Source organism: Clostridium sp. NSJ-145, assembly GCF_021044725.1.
In the GTDB taxonomy this organism is placed as follows: domain Bacteria; phylum Bacillota; class Clostridia; order Clostridiales; family Clostridiaceae; genus Clostridium; species Clostridium disporicum_B.
On the sequence record NZ_JAJNOS010000001.1, the window covers coordinates 145,517 to 161,522 of the forward strand.

At 28.3% G+C, this 16,006-nt stretch carries 18 protein-coding genes; 4 read left to right on the forward strand and 14 right to left on the reverse strand.

The window, feature by feature from the left end:
• Positions 1 to 684, forward strand: a complete 684-nt coding sequence (locus LQE93_RS00765; protein ID WP_186839638.1) for a response regulator transcription factor — start codon at positions 1 to 3, stop codon at positions 682 to 684.
• Complete coding sequence (locus tag LQE93_RS00770; protein WP_231071637.1) at positions 677 to 2,179, forward strand: HAMP domain-containing sensor histidine kinase; 1,503 nt, start codon at positions 677 to 679, stop codon at positions 2,177 to 2,179. The genes LQE93_RS00765 and LQE93_RS00770 overlap by 8 nt, the downstream gene beginning before the upstream one ends.
• Before the next feature lie 33 nt (positions 2,180 to 2,212).
• On the opposite strand, the gene LQE93_RS00775 is transcribed toward LQE93_RS00770, so the two are convergent.
• The 5 genes from LQE93_RS00775 to LQE93_RS00795 all read right to left on the reverse strand — a co-directional run bounded on the left by LQE93_RS00775 (position 2,213) and on the right by LQE93_RS00795 (position 5,909).
• Positions 2,213 to 2,608, reverse strand: coding sequence for a DUF2871 domain-containing protein (locus LQE93_RS00775; protein WP_055268109.1), 396 nt, complete (start codon positions 2,606 to 2,608; stop codon positions 2,213 to 2,215).
• A gap of 143 nt (positions 2,609 to 2,751) precedes the next feature.
• Entirely contained in the window at positions 2,752 to 3,153 is a 402-nt protein-coding gene (locus LQE93_RS00780) for a hypothetical protein (RefSeq protein ID WP_055268111.1), read from the reverse strand.
• A 31-nt stretch (positions 3,154 to 3,184) separates the two neighbouring features.
• The gene (gene ymfI / locus LQE93_RS00785; protein WP_231071638.1) at positions 3,185 to 3,928 is read right to left on the reverse strand and encodes an elongation factor P 5-aminopentanone reductase; all 744 of its coding nucleotides are present in this window, start codon (positions 3,926 to 3,928) and stop codon (positions 3,185 to 3,187) included.
• A gap of 93 nt (positions 3,929 to 4,021) precedes the next feature.
• Positions 4,022 to 4,951: a dipeptidase gene (locus LQE93_RS00790; protein ID WP_231071640.1), complete on the reverse strand. Its 930-nt coding sequence runs from the start codon at positions 4,949 to 4,951 to the stop codon at positions 4,022 to 4,024.
• Positions 4,952 to 4,958: 7 nt separating this feature from the next.
• Complete coding sequence (locus LQE93_RS00795) at positions 4,959 to 5,909, reverse strand: metallophosphoesterase (protein ID WP_186839636.1); 951 nt, start codon at positions 5,907 to 5,909, stop codon at positions 4,959 to 4,961.
• A 153-nt stretch (positions 5,910 to 6,062) separates the two neighbouring features.
• Between LQE93_RS00795 and LQE93_RS00800 the strand changes: the two genes are divergently transcribed.
• Complete coding sequence (locus LQE93_RS00800; RefSeq protein ID WP_442870528.1) at positions 6,063 to 7,220, forward strand: amidase domain-containing protein; 1,158 nt, start codon at positions 6,063 to 6,065, stop codon at positions 7,218 to 7,220.
• A 33-nt stretch (positions 7,221 to 7,253) separates the two neighbouring features.
• On the opposite strand, the gene LQE93_RS00805 is transcribed toward LQE93_RS00800, so the two are convergent.
• The 4 genes from LQE93_RS00805 to LQE93_RS00820 all read right to left on the reverse strand — a co-directional run bounded on the left by LQE93_RS00805 (position 7,254) and on the right by LQE93_RS00820 (position 10,160).
• Positions 7,254 to 7,457 carry a heavy-metal-associated domain-containing protein gene (locus LQE93_RS00805; protein WP_231071642.1) on the reverse strand — a complete coding sequence of 68 codons (204 nt, stop codon included), beginning with the start codon at positions 7,455 to 7,457 and terminating at the stop codon, positions 7,254 to 7,256.
• Between the two features lie 65 nt (positions 7,458 to 7,522).
• Positions 7,523 to 9,622, reverse strand: a complete 2,100-nt coding sequence (locus LQE93_RS00810) for a sodium-translocating pyrophosphatase (RefSeq protein WP_055268123.1) — start codon at positions 9,620 to 9,622, stop codon at positions 7,523 to 7,525.
• 141 nt (positions 9,623 to 9,763) lie between these two features.
• The gene (locus LQE93_RS00815; protein WP_172675779.1) at positions 9,764 to 9,919 is read right to left on the reverse strand and encodes a hypothetical protein; all 156 of its coding nucleotides are present in this window, start codon (positions 9,917 to 9,919) and stop codon (positions 9,764 to 9,766) included.
• 85 nt (positions 9,920 to 10,004) lie between these two features.
• Complete coding sequence (locus LQE93_RS00820) at positions 10,005 to 10,160, reverse strand: hypothetical protein (RefSeq protein ID WP_172675780.1); 156 nt, start codon at positions 10,158 to 10,160, stop codon at positions 10,005 to 10,007.
• 135 nt (positions 10,161 to 10,295) lie between these two features.
• Between LQE93_RS00820 and LQE93_RS00825 the strand changes: the two genes are divergently transcribed.
• Complete coding sequence (locus LQE93_RS00825) at positions 10,296 to 10,454, forward strand: hypothetical protein (protein ID WP_172675781.1); 159 nt, start codon at positions 10,296 to 10,298, stop codon at positions 10,452 to 10,454.
• A gap of 45 nt (positions 10,455 to 10,499) precedes the next feature.
• On the opposite strand, the gene LQE93_RS00830 is transcribed toward LQE93_RS00825, so the two are convergent.
• The 5 genes from LQE93_RS00830 to ureG form a co-directional block, all read right to left on the reverse strand.
• Complete coding sequence (locus tag LQE93_RS00830) at positions 10,500 to 12,452, reverse strand: YgiQ family radical SAM protein (protein ID WP_055268125.1); 1,953 nt, start codon at positions 12,450 to 12,452, stop codon at positions 10,500 to 10,502.
• A 297-nt stretch (positions 12,453 to 12,749) separates the two neighbouring features.
• Positions 12,750 to 13,262 carry an AmiS/UreI family transporter gene (locus LQE93_RS00835; protein WP_055268127.1) on the reverse strand — a complete coding sequence of 171 codons (513 nt, stop codon included), beginning with the start codon at positions 13,260 to 13,262 and terminating at the stop codon, positions 12,750 to 12,752.
• A gap of 33 nt (positions 13,263 to 13,295) precedes the next feature.
• The gene (locus LQE93_RS00840; protein WP_055268129.1) at positions 13,296 to 14,501 is read right to left on the reverse strand and encodes an ammonium transporter; all 1,206 of its coding nucleotides are present in this window, start codon (positions 14,499 to 14,501) and stop codon (positions 13,296 to 13,298) included.
• Positions 14,502 to 14,550: 49 nt separating this feature from the next.
• Positions 14,551 to 15,393 carry an urease accessory protein UreD gene (locus LQE93_RS00845; protein WP_231071644.1) on the reverse strand — a complete coding sequence of 281 codons (843 nt, stop codon included), beginning with the start codon at positions 15,391 to 15,393 and terminating at the stop codon, positions 14,551 to 14,553.
• Between the two features lies 1 nt (position 15,394).
• A complete protein-coding gene (ureG, locus tag LQE93_RS00850) occupies positions 15,395 to 16,006 on the reverse strand; it encodes an urease accessory protein UreG (protein WP_055268133.1) in 612 nt (203 codons plus the stop codon).

Here is a 16,006-nt window from a genome sequence, read left to right on the forward strand (position 1 = left end):
ATGGAAAGAAATATTTTAATTATAGAAGATGAAATACGAATTAGAATTTTACTTAGAGACTATTTAAAAAAAGATGGATTTAATGTAATTGAAGCTGCTGATGGTGACGAAGGGATTAATACCTTTCAAAACAACAACATAGATTTAATTTTATTAGACATAATGATGCCTAGAGTTGATGGAATTACTGTATTAGAAACTATTCGTAATGTTTCTAATGTACCAATAATTTTATTAACTGCTAAATCTCAAGAAGAAGATAAGCTTTTTGGATATGAACTTGGAGCAGATGATTATATAACTAAGCCTTTCTCACCAAAAGTTTTAATAGCTAAAGTTAAGGCTTTACTTAAAAGAACTTCTGACGGAGGCACTTCTTTTTCATCAGCTAAAGATTTCAATGGATTAAGTATAAACAAACTTGCTCATGAAGTTAAGGTAGATGGTACAACCTTAAATCTATCACCTAAAGAATTTGAACTATTAGTTTATCTAACAGATAACATAGGAATCTCATTAACTAGGGATACAATATTAGATAACGTCTGGGGAATAGATTATTATGGCGATCTTCGAACTGTTGATACTAACGTAAAGCGTTTAAGAGAAAAGTTAGGTTCTAAAGCAAACTACATAATTACTGTAAGAGGTAGTGGCTATAAATTTGAGGTAAATCATGAATAAGAGCATCTCAAAAAAATTATTTACAATAACTTTTAGTTTAATTTTATCAGTATTTATTATTAACATGGTAGTTCAACTGCTTTTCTTTGAAGATTTTTATCTAGAGAAAAAAGTTAAAGATTTAAAAAATGAAGTTAATACCTTTAGAACTATGTACTCATATCAATTAGTTAATAAAAATACTCTTTATAATGCTCTAAGCTCTTACGAAGAATCTAACAACTCCAAAATGGCTATCTTCTCCCTTGATGGTAAGCTTAAATATTTAACAAACTACGAAGGTGGTATGGATGATTCTACAGCTTTAACAGCTTTTTGTGCAGACCTACTATCAAATCGTGAACTCATTGATAGGGTTTTAACTCACGATACCGTTGAATGGACAATTTTTACTGATAAAAGTAGCGATAATAAAAAAATAGGAGTTGTTTCTCCTATGTCACTTCAAAATTTTAATGATTCCATTATAATTTCGGTTTCATCAATACAACCAATCCAAGAAGCTGCTTCTGTTATTAAAAGCTTTTATTTTTATCTATTAATTTGTATATTATTTGTTGCTATAATTCTTTCAAATATATACGCTAAATTAATCAGTAAGCCTTTAATAAAAATTAATAGAGTTGCCACAAAGATGTCTAACCTAGACTTTAATGCAAAATGTGATGTAACCTCACAAGATGAAATTGGTAGTTTAGCTAAAACATTAAACTTTCTTTCAAGTAATCTTGAAAATGCCTTAGATGACTTAAAAGATAAAAACTTAAAACTTGAAAATGAAATAGAACGAGAACGTAATCTTGAAAATATGAGAAAAGATTTCGTTACTAGCGTTAGTCATGACTTGAAAACTCCAATAGGAATAATAAGTGGATATGCAGAAGGATTAAAGGATGATATCGTAACTGGAGAAGATAGAAAAATATATTTAGAAACTATAATTGATGAAGCTAATAAAATGAATTCTTTATTAAACAGTATGTTAGATCTTTCTAGACTGGAAACTGATAATGCAACATTAACCTTAGAAGATTTTAATATTGTAAGATTACTACAAGGAATGATTAAAAAATTCTCCTTAGAACTAAGTAATAAAAAAATAACTGCTAACTTTATAACAATTCCACCATATGCTTATGTAACTGGAGATATACTAAAAATTGAGCAAGTCATACAAAATATAATTACAAATGGAATAAAGTACTCTCCCGAAGGAAGTAATATAAATATTTCTGTATTAGAAGAAAATGATAATTTTACAATAAACATAGAAAATACAGGAGTAAATATACCTGAAAAAGAATTAGAAAATATATTTGCAAAATTTTATAGACTAGATAAATCTGGTGATAGAACAAAAAAAAGCTATGGATTAGGCCTATCTATAGTTAAAAGAATACTTGATATTCACAATAGCATTTATTCAATATCTAACACTTCTAATGGTGTACTATTTAAATTCACACTACCTAAATCTACAGATATTGATGATTAAAAAATAAGCTGTGGCAAATGCCACAGCTTATCTTTATTTTACCTTTTTATATAATATAGTTGCAAACCAAATAAATGATAATCCTAACATAGTATGAGCTAATCCTGCAATATGACTTAATCCAGCAAAATCACTTCCATTAACCTGTAAAATACCTCTAACTAATAATGTTATTAACATAAATACTAATGAAACATTATAAGCTATTAACCATCCTTTATATGCTTTAGCCTTTGATATTTCAAATAACTTATCTAATATAAGGACTATTAAAAAGAATATAAAGCCTAGTATTAATGCATGTCCATGTAATGCACTTAACGTCGTTATACCTATAAAACCATTAAGTTTAGTAAACTCTCTAAAAAATACCCCAAATACTAATCCTAATACTAAATAAAAAATTGATAAATTTACATACTTTTTCATAACAACCTCCAACTAATAATTTTTCTCTAGAAATATATATTATTATAATTAGACTATCTTATCAATACTTTCAGTAAAAATAGTTTGCATAAAAACTATTTTTTTAAATTTTAACATAAAAAAAGAAGCTATACTAGCTTCCTTTAAATTCTACTTATCTTTTTAAATATTATTTCCTTCTTAATTTCCATAGAATCTTTATCTATTTGAATTTTGAATATATTAGGACAACCTTCCTCTCTCCATTTTTTCATATACTTAGGAGTAACTTCAAAGGAGTAAAAATATTTTTCATCATAAAAATCAGAAAACTCTAAAAACTCAACTTTACTATACCTATCTACTTTAATATTATCTTTATCAATATTATTAAAAATAGGAATAAAAAATCTTAATGGTATTTCATATTTGAACATACCTTTTATTTCTTTTCCCTCCATTATTGCCCTTTTTAAAAATCTTAACTCTTTATCATCTAATTCTTTGTATCCTAATTTAAATATAGGTTCTCCCCTTTTATTTTTATCTATTTTAACCTTTATCATCTGTTTCCACCATCTTAACCTAAAATATTATTTATATTATTCCACCATCTATTCTTATTATTTGACCTGTTAGGTACTTGCAGCTATCATCACATAAAAAAGATACAGCTTTTGCAATTTCATCACATTCACCAAAACGACCTTGAGGAATTTCATTTATTAAATCACTCTTTTCATCTTCATCTAAGAAATTATTCATATCTGTATTTATTACCCCAGGTGCTATAGCATTAACCCTTATTCCAAATGATGCTACCTCTTTAGCTAATGCTTTAGTGAATAAATTTATACCACCTTTTGATGCTGAATATACCACCTCACAAGATGCTCCAACATCTCCCCAAATTGAAGAAATATTAATTATATTTCCACTTCCCCTTGAAATCATATTAGCTATTGCATATTTTGATAAATACATAGCACCTAATAAATTCGTATTTATCAACTCTTCAATGCTATCATCTTCAAAATCCATAAATAATCCAACTTTTGATATTCCTGCATTGTTTATTAATATATCTATTTTACCAAATGTACTTACAACATCTTGGATTAATTCTTTACAATTTATAGCACTCGAAATATCTTTTTTGTATAACTTTCCATATCCACCATCAGATATTATTTCCTCTAATGTACTCTCTGCTCCTTCTACATCCTTAGAAAAATTAATTGCTATACTTGCTCCCTGCTTGCTTAATTCAAGAGCTATAGCTCTCCCAATACCTCTTGATGCACCAGTAACTAGTACAACTTTTCCTGTTAGTTTTCCCATAAAATTTATCACCGTCTTTTAGTTTTATACTTTAATTTCAAGTTTATTTTACTATTAATGAAATATAAAGTAAATTCTTATAAAAATATCTTTTTATCTTAATACTTCATTAAATACTCTTAATGCATTTTTACTAAATATTTTATCAATTTCACTTTCTTTGTATCCTTTATCTTTTAACCTATATGCTAGCATATCCATTTTACTAATATCTTCAATCTCCACCTTGTTGCTAATTCCGTCAAAATCACTTCCTATAGCAATTACGTCTATACCACCAACATTTTTTATATAATCAATATGTCTAACTATATCATCTAACCTTGATATCTCATATTCACCTAAAAAATTGCTACAGAAGTTCATTCCCATTACACCTCCTCTTTCAGATAATTTTCTTATCATATTATCTGTAAGATTTCTAGGGTGATTTTTTATTTCTCTTGCATTTGAATGTGATGCAATAAAAGGTTTCTTACATATTTCTAATACATCAAAAAAACCTTTATCAGATAAATGTGATACATCTGGAATTATTCCAACTCTCTCCATTTCAGCTACAATTTCTCTACCACACGGGGTTAAGCCTTTATCTTTATAAAGAAAATCTATATTAGGATATCCTATTTTATTAGGAAAATTCCATGTTAAGGTAATTATCCTAATTCCTAAATCATATATTTTTTTTACTCTCTCAACTTTTCCTTCTAGAACTTCCCCCTCTTCTATTGATAAAAATGCCCCTATTCTTCCTTCATTATTGACCTTTTCTAACTCTTTTATATTAGTTACTATATTAATACTTTCCTTATTTTCATCTAATTCTTTTAAAAAGTTATTATACATATTCAGAAATTCCTCATAAGGATTTCTACAATTGTTCATATCTATAAAATGAGCGAAAACTTGTGCATTAACTCCACCTTTTTTTAACTTCATTATATCTACAGAATATTTATTTTCACTTAATTTACCACCTTCATAATATAATCTAGCAGCTGTATCACAATGTAAATCTATCATTATCCCCTTACCTCTTTTTCTTATTATTTTCTCTATTAACTCGTAATCTTTCTTCCTTAGCCCATGATAAAAATGTGGAAATCTTTCTTGGCCCACCAATAATCTTTCTTTTTACCCATAATACTCCTGAATCTTGAGCATCAACACTCCATTTTATTAATGCTATATCTCCTCCTTCTACCTCTATAGATGTCATTGCATAAGGTAATATACAGCATCCATCATTAAAATATGGTGGTTCAAATTCACCTGGAAATCTACTATTATGTGTATGTCCACACAATAACATCTTCCCATTATCTCTAGCCCAATTTTGTAGTTCTAAATCTACTCTTGTCCTTCTTGTCTTATTTTTAGCTGAGCTTGAAGGATCTCTAAACCCTGCGATTCCAAATAAAAATTTCCAAATATATCTTACCAAAAATCTACTTACAAACCACAATTCATTATTGCCAAAATCCATTTGATTCCCATGAGTAACTAAAAACTTTTCATTTAATGGTGTATATAACATATTCAATCCTGGATAAAATTCTATATCCTCTATAAATTTTAAAAATTCTCTTCCATAGTCAGCACCAATTTTCTTTAATGCATTCTCTTGAATATCCTTAAATTTTTTATTTCTTTTAATTATATCATGATTACCATAAATTATATAAATATTATCTTTCTTCTTATATTTATTAAATATTTTAAATACTTCTTCATATGTATATGCTATTTCATTAAAATTTTTATTCTTCCATAATTCATCTCCATCTCCAACTTCAATATAAGTATATCCATTTCTTAAATAATATTTTAAAGCAGTAATATATATATTAGCATTAGGTAATAATGAGTCAAAATACGTTCCATCACCCCTATGAACATCTGATATAAATACTAATTTTGATGAATCATCAAAAGGTATAGTAAAAGCATTATCATATAAATAGTCTAATTTGTTTTTCATAAATAACCCTTCATAAAATTTCTTTTTATATCCTATGTAAAATTTTCTTTAAAGGTTATTTAAAAAAACATATAAAAATTATTACTACATATAAAAAAACAAATTAGAGCAAACTATTATCATAATTTCGTTTTTAAAAAAGGAGGACTAGATGTGTATCATAATAGCTTTAGACTTAAGATTATATTAGTTCTTTTCCTAGCAATTTATAATATTAATACTATTTGTTTTGCCACCCCATTATCTAAAGATGAGTTAACTGTTATGAAAGAGGAAATAATAGATTTAAAAAATAATACAGATAATTCTGAAGAATTAAAAAATCAATTTCAAGCTTTATTAGAAAACTTATTTTTAAATAGAAATTCTGCTATACTATCTAAAGATACTGAAGGTTTAAAAGACTTTTACGACTTAACTAAAAAAGTTGGGCAATGGGCATATGAAAATGAAACTACAAAAATTCAATATTTTTCAAATTGGTCTGAGAAACAAGGAGCAAAATTCGATAGAATCAATTCGATCTTAAAGGTTAAAAAAGTAAAAGAAAAAGAACCTAACCTTTTTGGAGTAATATGTTATGTATCTACTGAATTCTACTATAGTTATCTAGACTCCCCATCTGAACAAAACAGATTTAAGCTTGGAACTTATCATTATTTAAATTTACGAAAAGAAGGAGACCGTTATATAATAACAAAGGAATGGTATACAGATCCGTTAGCTGATTCTTTAAATCTTGAAAATATTAAATCTGATGAAATAAAAGATTATATATTATCTTGCAAAAAACCTGAGTTTACCATTAATGAACGTTGTCAAAAAGCCATAGACTATGCACATACATATTGCGGAGTTTCAGATAATGAAGAGTTTTTATTTAAGTATAATCCTAATTACAGAAATTTTAATCCTGAAGGTGGCGATTGTGCAAACTTTGCATCTCAAATTCTTTATGAAGGTGGTGGCTTCAAAAAAAATGATTATTGGAATTATAATAAAGGCGATGCAACTAAAGCTTGGGTAAATGCTCAAGGATTTAAAAATTATATTATAAGTAGCGGAAGAGGCTCATACATAGCTAAGGGTAGCTACCAAGAAACATATAAATCAGCATTTCAATTAAGACCTGGTGATATAGTAGCCTATGAAAAGAAAGGACGTATAACTCATATCTCAACAGTAACTGGACTTGATTCTAAAGGTTACCCTTTAGTTACATGTCACAATACAGATAGATTGTTAGTTCCTTATGATTTAGGATGGAGCAATAAAAATATAAGATTTCACTTTATAGATGTATATTATTAAAAAAAGGAGCAAAAGTTGCTCCTTTTCTTTTTATTATTCTATTGAAAATCCTGTTTCTTCAATACAATTTCTTACTTCTGCTTCAGTAACACTTTCATTAAAGGCCACTTCAATACTACTTCTACCAAGATCAACACATACCTCTTGAATACCGTCTATCTTATCTAATGCATTTTTTATTTGAGTCTTAGTGGAATTATTTATTAATCCAGTAACATTATAATGTACTCTATCCATACTTATTTCTCCTTTCTTACTTTACTCAAGAATAGTATTAGCAAAATAGAAAAGTATTATAAATATTAAAATAATGAGAATGTTACTACTACTAATCCAAATACTATTGAAACAACTGACATAAGCTTAATTAATATATTTAATGCTGGTCCTGACGTATCTTTAAATGGATCACCTACTGTATCACCAACAACAGCTGCTTTATGAGATTCTGATCCTTTTCCTCCATAATTTCCTGCTTCAATATATTTTTTAGCATTATCCCAAGATCCACCTGAGTTTGACATCATAACAGCTAGTACAAAACCTGATACAGTTGCACCACATAACAATCCTGCAACTCCATTTGGTCCTAAAATCAATCCAACTATTAGCGGTGTTGCTACAGCTATTATTGCAATTTTAACTAACTCATGTAATGCTGACTTTGTACATATATCAACACATGATGCGTAATCCGGTTCTGCTTTACCTTCCATAAGACCTTTTATTTCTTTAAATTGTCGTCTTACTTCAACAACAATCTTACTTGCAGCTTTTCCTACTGCACTCATTGTAAGTGATGAAAATGCATAGGTTACTGCACCACCTATAAAAATACCTATTAAAACTTGAGGATTTAATATAGATAAATCAAATGTAAAATCCAAATTGTTTTTTATAACTAAAGATTCTATTGAATCCTTATAGGCAGCTATAAAAGCTAATGCTGTCAAAGCTGCTGAACCAATAGCAAATCCTTTACCAGTTGCTGCTGTTGTATTCCCTAATGAATCTAATGCATCAGTTCTCTTTCTAACTTCTCTATCTAATCCTGCCATCTCTGCTATTCCACCAGCATTATCAGCTACAGGTCCATATGCATCTGTAGCTAATGTTATACCTAAAGTAGATAACATACCTACAGCCGATATAGCTATACCATAAAGACCTTGATTAAAATTATTTAATCCTCCTGCACAAATATAACTAACTAAAATTGATATACTTACTATAACTACTGGGCAAGCAGTAGATAACATTCCTACAGATAATCCATTTATTATAACAGTAGCTGGTCCTGTTTCAGAAGCCTTTGCTATAGATTTAGTAGGTTTATAATGATCACTTGTAAAATATTCAGTAAAAAATCCTATTAATAATCCAGCTATTAGTCCGCTTAAAATAGCAAAATATATTCCTATATGTTCTTTTCCAAGAATATTTACAACTATAAAATAAGAAACAATTGCTATTATTATTGAAGAAAAATATACTCCCCTTCTTAAAGCACCTAACAATACTTTTTGAGATACATCTTCTTTAGATTTTACAAAAAACGTTCCTATAATAGATGCAATAATACCAACAGATGCAACTACTAATGGTACTGTTACACCATTTATAGAAAGTCCTGCTGATACAGCTAATGCACACGAAGATACAATTGATCCAACATAGGATTCATAAAGGTCAGCTCCCATTCCTGCAACGTCCCCAACATTATCCCCAACATTGTCAGCTATTACTGCTGGATTTCTCGGATCATCTTCTGGTATTCCTATCTCTACCTTTCCTACTAAATCTGCTCCTACATCTGCAGCTTTAGTAAATATTCCTCCACCAACTCTTGCAAACAATGCCATAGAAGATGCACCCATTCCAAAAGTTAATAAAGATGAAGTTATATAACCTATTCTTTCTGCCATAGGTAATGCTTTATAATACCAATTTAAAATATAATACCAAATACTTAAATCTAATAATGCTAGTCCAACTACAACTAAGCCCATAACTGCTCCACTTGAAAAAGCAACTCTCAACCCACTATTTAAACTTTTACTACATGCATTTGCAGTTCTTGAGTTTGCATTAGTTGCTATCTTCATTCCTAGATATCCACTAAGACCTGAAAAGAATCCTCCAGTTATAAATGCAAAAGGAACAAAGATTGAAACAAAATTAAATTGAGCCAATATAAATAAAATTATAAACATTCCTATAAAAAAATAGGATACTCCTTTATATTGTCTTTTTAGATATGCATTAGCTCCACTTCTTATACTATTCGCAATATACTTCATCTTATCCGTACCTTCATCAACCTTAAATATAATACGAGTAAAATATACAGCAAAAAGTAATGCTAGTGTAGCACCTACTGGTGCAAAAACTACTAAATTCATATATACTCTCCCTTTAAAAATTCTTTTATATAATAATATGAAAAGAATTTTTATTATAGAATATATATTTTTTTATTATGTCAATTTAAATTATATTTTTATTTTAAGTTTAAAAAGTCCCAATTAAGGGACTTTAAAATTTTAAAAACCTCTTTTTTTAGCTTCTACTCCACTTTCATTTAACTCTGGTTCTTCTATAGTAGTATTAAAGCTACTTTTAGCATATTGATTTTGAGTTTTTGTGCCATTCCTTAAATAATTATCTTTTGTGTAGTCTCTTCTATTATTATTTTTCATATTTTCCTCCTTTTATAAAACATCTCTTAATATGTATATAGTTAATCATATTGGTAAAAATAAATAGTGGAAGTTGTATATAAAATTAAAAATGTGTGTCTATTTGATCTCTTTGAATTCTTTTAAGATCTTTAAGTCTTAAGTGAGTTTCTCTCATTATTTCATCCCAAGGATCTCCATCTATTATCATCTTTTTTGCAACAGTATTTGCTAAAGCTATGTCTATTTTTTTTCTTTGCATATTACATTCCTCCTTAAAAGTATTATCATTATTATTTTGCTATTTTTAAAAATAATTATCCTTGTTATTTTAGTCATAAATCTCCTTTTACTTAATATAATGTAATGTAATGTTAATAAAAAGGAGAGAGGAAAAATGAGTAAACAAAAAAGAGGTAAGTATATTAAAACTATTCCTGGTTGGAGGGGCACTTGTCCAGTATGTGGAAGAAAAAGAGTAAAACTAGTATGGACAAAAAAAGGTGAAGACGGGAAAACATTAAATATTTGTAAATTATGTTCAATTAAAAATTAATTATAAAAAAAGTTTACAGACTTAATCTGTAAACTTTTTTATTAATTATCTTCTCTTTTTAGATTTTTCTCTTCCTTTACTAATATCTTTTCCTTTATGCTTTGAGCTATTTTTAGAATTTTTTCTATTATTAGACTCTTTATTTTTATTGTTATTACTTGATTTTTTCCTCACTAAACCATGTGCCTCTTTGTATCTTTGCTCTTTTGATTTAATTAAGCATTTTGGCCCATTTCCAATTAAATCTTCTCTGCCAGCTTTCATTAAAGCATCATAAACTATATTATAATTTTTAGGCTTACTAAATTGTAATAATGCTCTTTGCATAGCCTTTTCTTCTTTACTTTTTGGAACATATACTTCTTTCATAGTTATTGGATCTAATCCAGTATAAAACATAGTTGTTGATAACGTTCCTGGTGTTGGATAAAAATCTTGAACTTGTTCTGGTTGATATTTAATATCTCTTAAATATTCTGCTAGTTTTATAGCTTCTTTTAATGTACTTCCTGGATGACTAGACATTAAATAAGGTATAATATATTGCTTCTTTCCTAATCTCTCAGTAATTCTAAAGAATTTTTGTCTAAATTCTTCATATGTTTTTCCTGCAGGTTTTCCCATATGTTTTAAAACTTCTTCTGATACATGCTCAGGTGCTACTTTTAACTGACCGCTTACGTGATGTTCTACTAATTCCTTAAAGAATGTATCATCTTTGTCTGCCATAACATAATCATATCTAATTCCAGATCGTACAAAAACTTTTTTTACTTTAGGTAGTTTTCTTACAGATCTTAAAACATCTAAAAATTCTTTGTGATCTACTTCTAGATTCTTACATGGACTTGGACTTAGACATTGCTTAACTTTACATGCACCTATAGTTAACTGATGTTTACATGCTGGTTTTCTAAAGTTAGCTGTTGGTCCACCAACATCATGTATATACCCTTTAAAATCCTTCATCTCTGTCATTTCTTTAGCTTCTTTTACTATTGACTCTTTACTTCTACTTTCAACAGCTCTTCCTTGGTGAAATGTAATTGCACAGAATGAGCAATTTCCAAAACATCCTCTTGAACTCATAATACTAAACTTAACTTCTTCTAGAGCAGGAATTCCTCCTGCCTCTTCATATGATGGATGATATTGTTTTGTAAATGGAAGATCATAAACTGCATCTAGTTCTTCCCTATTTAATATAACTTCTGGCTTATTTACTACTAAATATTTATCACCTTGATCTTGTACTATAGTTCTTCCTCTTATAGGATCTTGTTCTTGATATGTAACTTTAAAAGCTTCACAATACTTTATTTTATCTGTTGATACTTCTTTAAATGAAGGAATAACTATATGTTCTTCATATACTTCATCTAAGTCATCTACTAAATAGCAAGTTCCTGGTACGTGTCTAATATATTTTGCATCAAATCCCTCATTTAAGCATCTTGCTACTTCAACAATTTGTTTTTCACTCATTCCATAAATTAAAAGATCTGCTCCACTATCAGTTAAAATAGATTTTCTTACTTTATCAGCCCAATAATCATAATGAGCAAATCTTCTTAAACTAGCTTCTACTCCACCAATACAAATATTTATATTTTTATAAGCTTCTCTTATTTTATTACAATAAACTATTGTAGCTCTATCTGGTCTTAGTCCCATTTTTCCACCTGGAGAGTATAGATCCTTTTCTCTTAATCTCTTACTTACAGTATAATGATTAACCATAGAATCCATATTACCTGCATTTACTAAGAATCCTAAACGCGGTCTTCCAAGTTTCATAAAATCATCTGTACTATGCCAATCTGGTTGAGGAATTATTCCTACTTTATATCCCTCATTTTCTAAAACTCTTGAAATTATAGCAGTTCCAAAACTATGATGATCTACATACGCATCTCCTGTCACTATAATAAAATCGCACTGTTCCCAGCCTCTTTCTATCATATCTTCTTTACTTATAGGTAAAAATTTATTCTCCATTTAATCACATCTTTCATTTTCTTTTTATTTATATTAAAAAATATTTCTTTTTAATTCGACATCTATTAATATAACATCTAATTCTATTCTTGTTAATACTTCATATTAAATTACCATAATATTTATTATTAACATATTCTTCCCCATAAGACACTTTTTCTAACATAATACTATCTTCTCTTTTATATTAAGTGAAATATAATTATTTACAAGATATAAATTTTTATCATAAAAAATAAAAACTTACAAAAAAAAGACTGCTACACTTCTGTAACAATCCTCTTCCAATATATAATTTTATTTAGGATACATATTAATTAATAATAAAAATCCTGGTATCCATGCAGTAAATATACCATCAAAAATTGATAAATATCCTACAAATTTACCTAAATCTTTTTTCATTACTAATTCTATAAAACCTGTTAACCATAGTAATCCCCATAGTAACCATATAAATATCCAATATATATTTCCTATTGTGAAATCAATAAACTTTAATGTTGATCCATCAATAAATGCTAATGGAACTGTATTTATTGCTACGAATAAACAATACCAACCGTATAATCTACCATCTAAATTAAATATACCTCTTGCTGCAATATATAAATATGTGAAACCAAATAACAATCCAGTTCCAGCTGCAAAATAGTTACCTTGAATAACTGCTACAATATTTAATATAAATGATAGCATTCCAGTAAATACATTAAATACTGATGCTGATTTTGCATCTACATTAGAAAGTCTTCCAACTCCATTAAGTATAAGAACTACTCCAACATATATTAAAACTACTCCTAGCATTTTTTCCCTCCTATGTTTTTTATGTTTTTTCAATTATTGTTCTGGCTTGGTTTCATAATTTTCTTTAAAGAACGCTTGATCTAATCCTTTTAATTGAATCTCATCACTTACTTTTATAGATTTAATCTTATCTACTACTTTGAATATAATAAAAGTCATCAAAACAGAATAAACAATTATTATTCCACAACCTAATAATTGAATTAAAAATTGATTTAAACCAGCTGAAACCCCATTTACTCTTGGATCAGCTAATACACCAACTAATAATGTACCAATAAATCCACCCATTCCATGAACGCCCCATACATCAAGAGCATCATCCCATTTTTTTCTTTCAAATTCAACACAGAAGAAACATACAACTGCTGCAATTGCTCCAATTAATACAGAACTTAATGGGGTTACATATCCTGATGCTGGTGTTATTGTTGCTAAACCTGCAACTGCACCTATTATTATTTCTAAAAATGATGCTCTTTTACTATGCATTGCATATAAAATTGCCCAAACTATCATTCCTGTGGCTCCTGCAATTGCTGTATTTGTAAATACTATTGCTGCAGTTTCAGCTGCTGCTAAAGTTCCACCTGCATTAAATCCAAACCAACCAAATAATAACAAGGCAGCTCCAATTGCAACTAACCCTAAATTAAATGGTCCATGCTCATTTTTGTATTTTCTTTCACCTAAGACGTATATTCCACCTAAGCATCCAAATCCTGATGTTATATGGATTACCGCTCCACCAGCAAAATCTACAAATCCTAGCTTACTTAAGAATCCTCCTCCCCATACCCAGTGAGCGACAGGGAAGTAAACTAGTATCATCCAAATTATTAAAATTTTAATCCATCCACTTACAGTTAATCTATTTGCATAAGCTCCTGTCATTAAAGGAGCTGTTATTATGGCAAACATTAATTGATACATAAAAAACATTAAAAATGGTATATTATCGCTATAATTTAAATTAATCATATATGTAATATCTTTAAAAGCAAAGTATTGAAAAGGATTTCCAATAACTCCACCAATATCATCACCAAAAACTAAACTAAATCCTCCAAATACCCATAATAATGTTACAATTCCTATTGAAATAAATATTTGAAACATAATAGTTAAAGAATTTTTTCTTTCAACCAATCCACCATAAAAAAATGCTAATCCTGGTGTCATAATTAAAACAAGTGCTGTAGCTAAAATTATAAATGCTACATCGCCATGAATAATCATAAAATCACTCCTTCTTAGTTTATCTTTTGCTATTTTAAGATAATAATCCTTAGTTTTTTCTCATAACTAAATCCTTAGATCCTAGAAAGTTTTTACGTATATAATTATGACAAACACTCATGGCTGACTCTATATGCTGTGTTAAGTTACCTAATACTCTAAGTACAAAACCATTTACCTCTAATTCTGATATTCCAAAATCTATTGGTAAATTGAGTTTTTCCACTTCTCTCCTTAATTCTTCAATAACATTACTAGTAATATTTTTATTAATAATAAGTAATGTTCCAAAGTTTAAATACTCCTCAAAAAAGCCTAATTTAGTTACATCATTCTCTCTAGGATTAACTATTAAATTATCTAATAAAACTATTTTATTATTAATATAAACATTACTCTTTAGCTGAACATTACTATATGCAAATTTATCACCTTCTGGTGACCATCCTGCAGTAATACCATCACTATAAATAAGCGTAGAACTTTCATCTAAATAAATATTATTAACTTGTTTATAAATAGCATTTTTATATAAAATAACTGTATCAGCTATGTATTCCAAAATACTATTTTTCCCCAACTCAATAGTAGTTTCTTGTAACACCTTATCTCCATGCTCACACTTATAAACTTTTGTCGATGCTTGTGTAGTTATTATTGCACGAGTATTATCTTTAAGGATAAATATATTTTTGTACTTTTCCCCTTCAATATATCCTCCACCAAGTTGTAACAAGTAATATGTTGGAATTCTTTCCCTATCATTTCTTATGTTTGCAGATACTTTTACTAATCCTTCATAGTACTTTTTCGTAGTTATTACTCTATTATCTCTTTGCTCTAATACTAATTCAATAGTACCAGCATATTCTTTTTTTACTAACTGCTCCATATTAAGAAATACCCTCTAGTAAGCAATTTTTCTTTATCCAATTAATTACTTCTTGAATTCCTTCATCTGTTTTTAAATTGGTAAACATAAAACTATTTTCGGATCTAAAAGCTAATGTATCTTTTCTCATAATCTCTAAATTTGCTCCAACATATGGTGCTAAATCTATTTTATTTATAATAAACAAATCACTTTTTATCATTCCTTGACCTGCTTTTCTTGGAATTTTTTCACCTTGCGCAACATCAATTATGTATATTGAGAAATCTACTAAATCCGGACTAAATGTTGCTGCTAAATTATCTCCTCCGCTTTCTAAAAATATAATATCTAAGTCGTCAAATCTACTCTTTAATTCTTCAAGAGCTTCAAAATTCATTGATGCATCTTCTCTTATGGCAGTATGTGGACATCCTCCAGTCTCAACTCCTATTACCCTATCCTCAGATAAAACTGAATTTTTAACCATAAACTTAGCATCTTCTTTTGTATATATGTCATTAGTTATAACTGCGCAACTATAATCTTTGCTCATTACTCTTGTTAATCTTTCAATAAGTAAAGTTTTACCACTACCAACTGGTCCACCAACACCTATAACAACTGGCTTCAT